The 8,121-nt window shown below is 38.2% G+C and carries 8 protein-coding genes; 5 read left to right on the plus strand and 3 right to left on the minus strand.

The window, feature by feature from the left end; genetic code table 11:
• The first annotated feature begins 241 nt into the window (after positions 1-241).
• The 4 genes from J576_RS16770 to erpA all read left to right on the plus strand — a co-directional run bounded on the left by J576_RS16770 (position 242) and on the right by erpA (position 4,321).
• A complete protein-coding gene (locus J576_RS16770; RefSeq protein WP_002051946.1) occupies positions 242-1,246 on the plus strand; it encodes a putative solute-binding protein in 1,005 nt (334 codons plus the stop codon).
• 255 nt (positions 1,247-1,501) lie between these two features.
• Complete coding sequence (locus tag J576_RS16775; RefSeq protein WP_002051905.1) at positions 1,502-2,509, plus strand: putative solute-binding protein; 1,008 nt, start codon at positions 1,502-1,504, stop codon at positions 2,507-2,509.
• A 347-nt stretch (positions 2,510-2,856) separates the two neighbouring features.
• Complete coding sequence (locus J576_RS16780; protein ID WP_002051879.1) at positions 2,857-3,861, plus strand: putative solute-binding protein; 1,005 nt, start codon at positions 2,857-2,859, stop codon at positions 3,859-3,861.
• A 124-nt stretch (positions 3,862-3,985) separates the two neighbouring features.
• A complete protein-coding gene (gene erpA / locus J576_RS16785) occupies positions 3,986-4,321 on the plus strand; it encodes an iron-sulfur cluster insertion protein ErpA (protein WP_000993572.1) in 336 nt (111 codons plus the stop codon).
• A 59-nt stretch (positions 4,322-4,380) separates the two neighbouring features.
• On the opposite strand, the gene J576_RS16790 is transcribed toward erpA, so the two are convergent.
• Both J576_RS16790 and J576_RS16795 read right to left on the minus strand, forming a co-directional pair.
• Positions 4,381-5,223: an alpha/beta fold hydrolase gene (locus J576_RS16790; protein ID WP_002051920.1), complete on the minus strand. Its 843-nt coding sequence runs from the start codon at positions 5,221-5,223 to the stop codon at positions 4,381-4,383.
• Between the two features lie 126 nt (positions 5,224-5,349).
• A complete protein-coding gene (locus J576_RS16795; protein ID WP_004711281.1) occupies positions 5,350-6,477 on the minus strand; it encodes an anhydro-N-acetylmuramic acid kinase in 1,128 nt (375 codons plus the stop codon).
• Between the two features lie 61 nt (positions 6,478-6,538).
• On the opposite strand from J576_RS16795, the gene tyrS reads away from it, so the two are divergent.
• Positions 6,539-7,771 carry a tyrosine--tRNA ligase gene (tyrS, locus tag J576_RS16800; protein WP_002051927.1) on the plus strand — a complete coding sequence of 411 codons (1,233 nt, stop codon included), beginning with the start codon at positions 6,539-6,541 and terminating at the stop codon, positions 7,769-7,771.
• Between the two features lie 115 nt (positions 7,772-7,886).
• Here the strand turns inward: tyrS and J576_RS20240 are convergent.
• A partial coding sequence (locus J576_RS20240; protein ID WP_033855698.1) for a hypothetical protein occupies positions 7,887-8,121 on the minus strand: 235 nt, incomplete at its 5' end.

The raw sequence follows: 8,121 nt of genomic DNA on the forward strand, positions 1-8,121 counted from the left end.
GAGGTGAGTTAGGGATGCTGTATTTTAAAGAGAACTGGCCGTGAAGACAAAACTTTCAGAGTTTTAGTTTATAAATGCTGAGATTGCATGGCTTAACCTATCTCTATTTAAGCTATTCGTCTGAAAATATCTAAATTTTTAACGAGATAGACCACATTCTAAAAAATATGGCTAAAATAAAAACAATTTAAAACTTGGTTGATAAATGAACTCCTAATAAAACTAGACTAAGGAAAGTCAAATGAAAAAAGGATTGGGGATAATTGGTGCAGTATTTTGCTGTGCTATGGGAACAGCACATGCTGGGCAAAATGTATGTGTATTCGATTTATTGGGAAAATCAGGTGAATCCTACAAAATGATGGAAGAGTGGGCATTGGCAGCGAAAAGTTGGCAGGCCGACATTACTTTAATTCCATTTCAAGACGAAGCTTTGGTAGATCGTAGACTGCGTGAGGGCAAATGTGACGCAGCTTATATGACCTCAATGCGAGCGCGAAATTACAATAAATTTGCAGGTTCGATTGATGCTATTGGTGGGGTGACAAGTAATGCAATTGCTCAAAAGGCAATTAGTTACGTTTTAGACCAACGTAATAAACATCGTATGGTAACTGCACAAAATGGAACAAACTACGAGGTGGTGGGGATTGTCCAGATTGGTTTGGCTTACTTGTTTGTAAGAGATAAAAGCCTCAACTCAATTGAAAAAGTACGCGGTACTAAATTTGCTATTTTACAATATGACGCAGCCCAAAAAATTATGGTGGAAAGTGTAGGTGCGCATCCTATCCCATCAGAAATTACAGATTTTGTGAAAAAATTTAATAATGGCCAAGTCGATGCCATTGCCGCTCCTGCTTATGCTTATAAACCATTAGAAATAGGCAAAGGTATTGGAACAAATGGGGCAATGTTTACTTTTCCCGTAGTCAACGTTACAGGGGACTTAATTGCAAGAAGTGATAGGTTTCCAGCCAATTTTGGAATGAAGTCTCGTGACTGGTTCATTAAGCAATTACCGCAAAATTTTACGATGGTGAAACGGTTGGAAGCTGGAGTACCCTCTAAAATTAAAATCAATTTTTCAGTTGAAGATAAACTGAAATATCAAAAAATATTACGAGAAGGTCGCCTTGGCCTTACAAAGCAAGGAGTATATGACGCAACCATGATGAGTGTACTAAAACGTGCACGATGTACCATTGAACGAACAAATTTTGAATGTACGCTCAATGGTGAGTAGTTTGTTTTTTAATCACAAAATCGCTACACATATTTCAAAGCTGAATATGGGTATGAAAATTGTGAATATAAAAAGTAACTTACGGAAAATTAGTAGTTTTTAATTTTGATAAATAATTTAAATAGCACAAACAATGATCCAATGAGATAAAAATATTTGAGTAAAAGCTCTATTTTTTTCTAAAAAACATGATTAATATCTGTGTTTGAAAGGAAACTTCAAACAAAAAATCTGTTCCGTGGAAGGATGAAGAAAATGAAAAAAATCGTACTTGCTATGGCTGCCGCTTCTGTTGTTGGTTTTTCTGCTTCAGCGCAAGCAGCGAGTACCGTGTGTGTATTCGACCTCTTAGGAAAAGCAGGCGACTCATATAAAATGATGGAAGAATGGGCTCTAGCTGCAAAAGGCTGGGGTACTGAAATTAACTTGGTTCCTCGTCAGGACGAGGCTGTTGCAGATAATGATTTCAAAGCTGGTAAATGTGATGCTGTAGCAATGACTGCTATGCGCGCACGCCAATATAACAAATTCGCAGGATCAATCGACTCGCTTGGTGGTGTTCCTAATAACCAAATCGCGCAACGTGCTATTACTTATGTATTAGATGCACGTAATGCTGCCAAAATGACAACTAATCTTGGTGGTAAAAAATACGAAGTTGCTGGTATCTCTCCGCTAGGTTCAGCATTCATTTTCGTACGTGACAAAAACATCAACTCTGTTGAAAAAGCTGCGGGTAAAAAATTCGCCGTGTTAGGCTATGACGATGCACAAAAAATTATGGTGCAGCGTGTAGGTGCTCAGGCGGTTCTTTCTGATATTTCAAACTTTGCTGCTAAATTTAACAATGGTCAGGTAGATATGGTAGGTGCGCCTGCTTATGCATACAAACCATTAGAATTAAACAAAGGTTTGGGTGCAAATGGTGTAATGTGGAACTTCCCAGTATTACATGTAACTGCTGACCTAGTATTACGTGCTGATAAATTCCCTGCTGGCTTTGGCCAAAAGTCTCGTGACTGGTTCGTGAAACAATTACCTAAAAACTTTGCGATGATTAATCGTTTAGAAGCGCAAATTCCAGGTAAATATAAAATGAACCTAAGTGCTGAAGACAAACTTAAGTATCAAAAAATGTTACGTGATGGCCGTATGGACTTAACTAAACGTGGTATTTACGATGCTGGTATGATGTCTGTATTGAAAAAAGCACGTTGTTCTGTAGACAAAGCTAACTTTGAATGTTCAATGCCTGGTGAATAATTCATATTGATCTTAAAAGCCTAGACTTAGTTCTAGGCTTTTTTGCTTTATATAGGCTGTCAATTCAGCCATTGTGGTGAATTGAAAAGTCGATAATCTAATTTGAAGATAAAACTTCATCTGGATATATGAAGGTATAAAAACTGAACAAGGATGTGAGTGATCAAAGAAGTACTATCGATATTTAAATATCTATTTTTCTTTAATTGAGCTCATATAAACAGAATTGCTCGTAAAAATATCTTAATCGCAAATTTTAGATGAAGCATATCTCATGAGAATCATGCCGACCAGCGTGAAATTTCTTGATGCTAAAAACAAAAAATCTACAAGGAAAGGAAAAGAATATGCGATTTTCCAAAACGCTTTTACTTGCGATGGGACTCACAACAATTTCATTTGCAGCCGAAGCCAAACAAACTATTTGTGTTTTTGACTTCGTTGGTAAAAATGGTGACGTCTATGCACTCATGAAAGATTATCAGCTTGCAGCGAAAAACTGGGGAGCTGATATCGAACTCAAAGTAAATCAAAACGAAGCAGTGATTGCTGAAGATTTTAAAGCTGGAAAATGTGATGGCATTAGCGTATCGGGTATGCGTGGGCGTCAATTCAACTCATTTACAGGTTCATTAGATGCTATTGGTGCGATTCCCGATCTCAAACTTGCTGTTAAAGTCATGCAAGGTTTGGCGAGTCCAACCTTTAGTAAATATATGGTGAATGGGCGCTATGAAGTCGTTGGTGTTATTCCGGTAGGGGACGCTTACCTTTTAGTAAACGACCGTAGTATTAATACAGTGGCGAAAGCTGCGGGTAAAAAAATTGCTGTACTAGATTACGATGAAGCGCAAAAAATTATGGTTCAGCAGGTAGGGGCACAGGCTGTGAGTGCTGATGTGACTAACTTTGGAGCTAAATTTAATAATCATCAGGTTGATATTATTGGTGCGCCAGCAGCAGCGTTTAAACCTTTAGAACTACAAAAAGGCTTAGGCACGAAAGGAGCAATCGTTAACTATCCAATCTTACAGGTGACTGGAAATATTATTATTCGTCCAGATAAATTCCCAGCTGGATTTGGTCAGAAATCTAGAGAATGGGTGGCAGGCCAGTTACCACGTGCCTTTACTATCTTAGGAAAAATGAAAGCTGATATTCCGCAAAAATATTGGATGGATGTACCTGCTGCCGATAAACCGGGCTATCAAAAGCTTATGCGTGAATCACGAATTAATCTTACAAAACGCGGTGTTTATGATAAACGGATGATGAAATTATTATGGCAATTCCGTTGTAAGCAAGATGCGAAAAACTTCGAATGTGGCTTACAAGATGAGAATTACAAATAATCTTGATAAAAATACTCAAGATTCGCTTTAAACTTCGAAGACAGACCCTATATTGATTATGCTATACTCAATATAGGGTCTTTTTTATTTTGAAAGGCACAGCAAAATCCGAGGAACAATCATCATGAATGCCCAAGCTCTAGTTTTGACAGATAATGCTGCCAATAAGGTACGCCAACTCCGTGATAGTGAAGGGAATGACGATCTCATGTTACGTGTATATGTAACCGGAGGCGGGTGTTCAGGGTTTTCATACGGCTTCAATTTCGCTGAAAGCGTAAATGAAGATGATGCTGAATTTGTAAATGGCGATGTAAAGATGCTTGTTGACTCACTCAGCTATCAATATTTAGTTGGCTCAGTGGTTGATTACGTTGAAGGCCTTGAAGGTTCACGCTTTATTGTGCAGAACCCAAATGCGACAACAACTTGTGGTTGTGGTTCTTCGTTCTCGATTTAAAAAGAATTTTAAATAAAAAAGCCTCTCTATTTTGAGAGGTTTTTTTATTAGTCAAATCATTATTTTTCACTGATAGATTCTAAAAAGTATTGAACCAGTTCAGGTGCATTCTGATAAGGAATCCAATGAGAAGCGTTCATGAAAATGGCTTTATAACTATTTTTAAAATAACGTGAGTTTAACTCGGCGCTTTTTTCTGTAACAGCAATATCATCTCTACCCCAAATAAATAGAGTCGGCACATCTATTAATTTAAAAGGATTCTGAGGTTTATCCCAGAAAAATCCACGGTACCAATTTAACGCCGTAGTTAGCCTATTTTCTTTTATAAACTCAGTCGCGAATATTTCAATTTGCTGTTCGGTCATGCCTGATGACTTTAGAAACTTACGGCCTAATTTCGGTATCTTTTTAAATAAAAGTTCGGGCACAATCGGTAGCTGAAAAATTGCAAAATAATAAGATTTAAAAAGTTGTCTACTGCTTAAACAAGCTTTTAAAAATGCGGCTTGATGCGGCACAGAAACTAAAGTGAGATGTTGAATATACTGCGGGTACTTCATAGCTACACTAGACGCAATTACAGAACCCCAATCGTGCCCAATTAAATAAACTGGTTGACCAAGCCCCTTAATAAAAACTGCGACATCTTCAGTTAGTTCACTTAAAGCGTAATGAAAGCGGCTTTGTGGTCTAGCATTTAGACTATAACCACGTTGATGAATCGCAAGTGTTCTAAATCCATGCTGATGCAATAGTTCAGAAGTTTGCACCCAACTATGTGCAGTTTCTGGAAAGCCATGCAATAAAACCACGAGAGGGCCATCTATAGGGCCTGAATCAATCACATCGAATGTCCAAGCCCCACGAGTATATTGATGAATACGGTTGGTCAAATCCATAACAACATGCCTTACTTATTTTTGTTGGCGTTTATCATGAGTTTTTATGCACATTTAAATAACAGCATTTCGGGTCAGTAAATGTGCTATAAGGTCGAATCTAGGTAAAAGAACTTATAAAAAATCTTATACCGCCGTGATTGTTCCTAAAATTCTAAAATCAGACGCACCAGTTACTGCTGGTAAATTACCACTTAAACTATTCACAAAACGCATTGCTAACCATGCAAATGCTGTAGCCTCGACCCAGGTAGGGGAGAGTCCTAAAACATCTGTGGTTTGAACTGACCAATTGTGCTTACGTAAACGCCAGCGTAATTGTTCTAACAAATAAGAGTTATAAGCCCCACCACCACATACATATACTTCGCCTGTTTCCATATCAGAACGATAAATCGCTTTTTGAATAGCACGCACAGTAAGTTTTAATAAGGTTGCTTGAATATTTTCTGGTGTATCTTCTAACTCATCGTAAGTTAAATCATTACGCCAATCGATTAACTGATCATCTAGCCAGTCAATATTGAAATCTTCACGTCCCGTACTTTTAGGGGGCTCTTTAGAAAAATATTCATGCGCATGAAGACGGTCGAGTAAAGAGCGAATAGGATGCCCATAAGCAGCCCAATCACCATTTTCATCATATGGATGACCCGTATGGCGATGACACCATGCATCCATCAAAATATTCGCAGGTCCCGTATCAAAACCGAATACACCGTCAGGATTATTGGCAGGTAACATACTTACATTGGCAATGCCGCCTAAATTCAAAATCACACGATGAATGCTTGGATGTTGAAATAATGCTTGATGAAAAGCTGGGACTAATGGAGCACCTTGTCCGCCTGCAGCCATATCTCTACGACGGAAATCTGAAACAACCGGGATTTGAGTGATTTCAGTAATAATGTTTGGGTCGCCAATTTGTAACGTAAAGCCATGCTCTGGACGATGACGAATAGTTTGCCCATGCGAACCGATCGCTTTAATTTGGCTACGGTCTAATTGATGCTTTTCAATTAAGCTATTAATCCCATGACCAATCATTTTGGCTAGAGCAACATCAGCTTTACCCATACGGTCAATTTCATTGTCATCGGGTAAAGTTAATGCCATAAGCTCATCACGTAACTCGGGTTCGAAAGGAACTGTAAGAGTGGCATGAAGCTGTAGTGGCTCAAATGAAGCCGCAACAATATCTACACCATCCATACTAGTGCCAGTCATTACGCCGATATAGATTGCGCTCATATGCAACTTCCCCTGCAAGACGCTGAAAAAATGTTAGTATATCGCACAAATTGAATAACTGATGTGTTTAGGTTTTGTGATGTCAAATTTCTTGCCCGCCGAAGAACAGCTTGCCCTCATCCAACGAGGCACGCACGAAATTATTTCAGAAGAAGATTTACTGAAAAAGCTTAAAGAGAATCGTCCTCTTAAAATTAAAGCTGGTTTTGACCCTACAGCACCAGATTTACATTTAGGACATACGGTTCTTATTAACAAACTAAAAACGTTCCAAGACTTGGGCCATGAAGTTACCTTCTTGATTGGTGACTATACAGCGATGATTGGTGACCCAACGGGTAAAAGTGCAACTCGTCCGCCGTTGTCACGTGAACAAGTTGAAGCCAATGCTAAAACTTATCAAGAACAAGTTTTTAAAATCTTAGACCCGAATAAAACAAAAGTACGTTTTAACTCAGAATGGTTTAACCAAAAGTCTGCTGCTGACCTTATCCAGTTAGCGAGTCAACAAACCGTATCGCGCATGTTAGAGCGTGATGACTTTACTAAGCGTTATAGCAACCATCAGCCAATTGCGATTCATGAGTTCTTATATCCTTTAGTTCAAGGCTATGACTCAATTGCGCTTGAAGCTGACGTTGAGTTAGGTGGTACAGACCAAACCTTTAACTTACTTATGGGTCGTACTTTACAAAGCCGTTATGGCCAAGAATCACAAGTGTGTATCACTGTGCCGATTCTAGAAGGTTTAGATGGCGTAAATAAAATGTCTAAATCTTTAGGTAACTATATTGGTGTTTTTGATGCGCCAGGTGCTATGTACCAAAAAGTATTATCAATGCCTGACTCTTTAATCGAACGTTATTTCGATTTATTAAGTTTTAAATCTCTAGATGAGATCAAAGCTTTATTAGATGAAATCGCGGCTGGTCGTAATCCACAAGAAGTAAAACGTATTCTTGCACTCGAGTTGGTTGAACGCTTCCATGATGCTGAAGCAGCTGCCAATGCTCATAAGAGTGCAGGTAACCGTATTACAGAAGGTGAGGTGCCAGAAGATACACCTGAAGTGACTATTTCACGTGGTGAGTTTGGAGGAGAAATCTTTATTGCTACGATTTTACGTGTAGCAGGATTAAATCCAAATGCAGCAGCTGCAAAAGATGCTGTTGCACGTGGTGCAGTAAAAGTAGACTGGAATGTAGTAGATGCAAGTTTCTCTGTAAAAGAAAACGGGACTTTTATTATTCAGTCTGGGAAAAAAGCAATTGCACGTGTAACTTTCACTGACTAAAAGTTATGTAGTGATAGAAAAGCAGGAGTAATCCTGCTTTTTTTTATTTCAGAACTATAAAACCAATTAAGCGTTCCACGTGGAACCATCTAAGTATTATTAAGAATAAAATAAATTAAAAAATAAGAAGAAATATAAAGTGAGGGTAGAGTATTTGCTCTAATATTTCTTTGGATTCTTTGGATTCTTTGGATTCTTTGGATTCTTTGGATTCTTTGGATTCTTTGGATTCTTTGGATTCTTTGGATTCTTTGGATTCTTTGGATTCTTTGGATTCTTTGGATTCTTTGGATTCTTTGGATTCTTTGGATTCTTTGGATTCTTTGGATTCTTTGGATTCTTTGGATTCA

Origin of the sequence: Acinetobacter sp. 766875 (assembly GCF_000582055.1) — a bacterium.
GTDB lineage: Bacteria > Pseudomonadota > Gammaproteobacteria > Pseudomonadales > Moraxellaceae > Acinetobacter > Acinetobacter nosocomialis.

What these genes read in the sequence shown, in the direction of transcription:
- J576_RS16770 (WP_002051946.1), top strand. Translation starts at nt 242, where the DNA reads ATGAAAAAAGGATTGGGGATAATTGGTGCAGTATTTTGCTGTGCTATG.
- erpA (WP_000993572.1), top strand. Translation starts at nt 3,986, where the DNA reads ATGAATGCCCAAGCTCTAGTTTTGACAGATAATGCTGCCAATAAGGTA.
- tyrS (WP_002051927.1), top strand. Translation starts at nt 6,539, where the DNA reads ATGTGTTTAGGTTTTGTGATGTCAAATTTCTTGCCCGCCGAAGAACAG.
- J576_RS16775 (WP_002051905.1), top strand. Translation starts at nt 1,502, where the DNA reads ATGAAAAAAATCGTACTTGCTATGGCTGCCGCTTCTGTTGTTGGTTTT.
- J576_RS16780 (WP_002051879.1), top strand. Translation starts at nt 2,857, where the DNA reads ATGCGATTTTCCAAAACGCTTTTACTTGCGATGGGACTCACAACAATT.
- J576_RS16795 (WP_004711281.1), bottom strand. Translation starts at nt 6,477, where the DNA reads ATGAGCGCAATCTATATCGGCGTAATGACTGGCACTAGTATGGATGGT.
- J576_RS16790 (WP_002051920.1), bottom strand. Translation starts at nt 5,223, where the DNA reads ATGGATTTGACCAACCGTATTCATCAATATACTCGTGGGGCTTGGACA.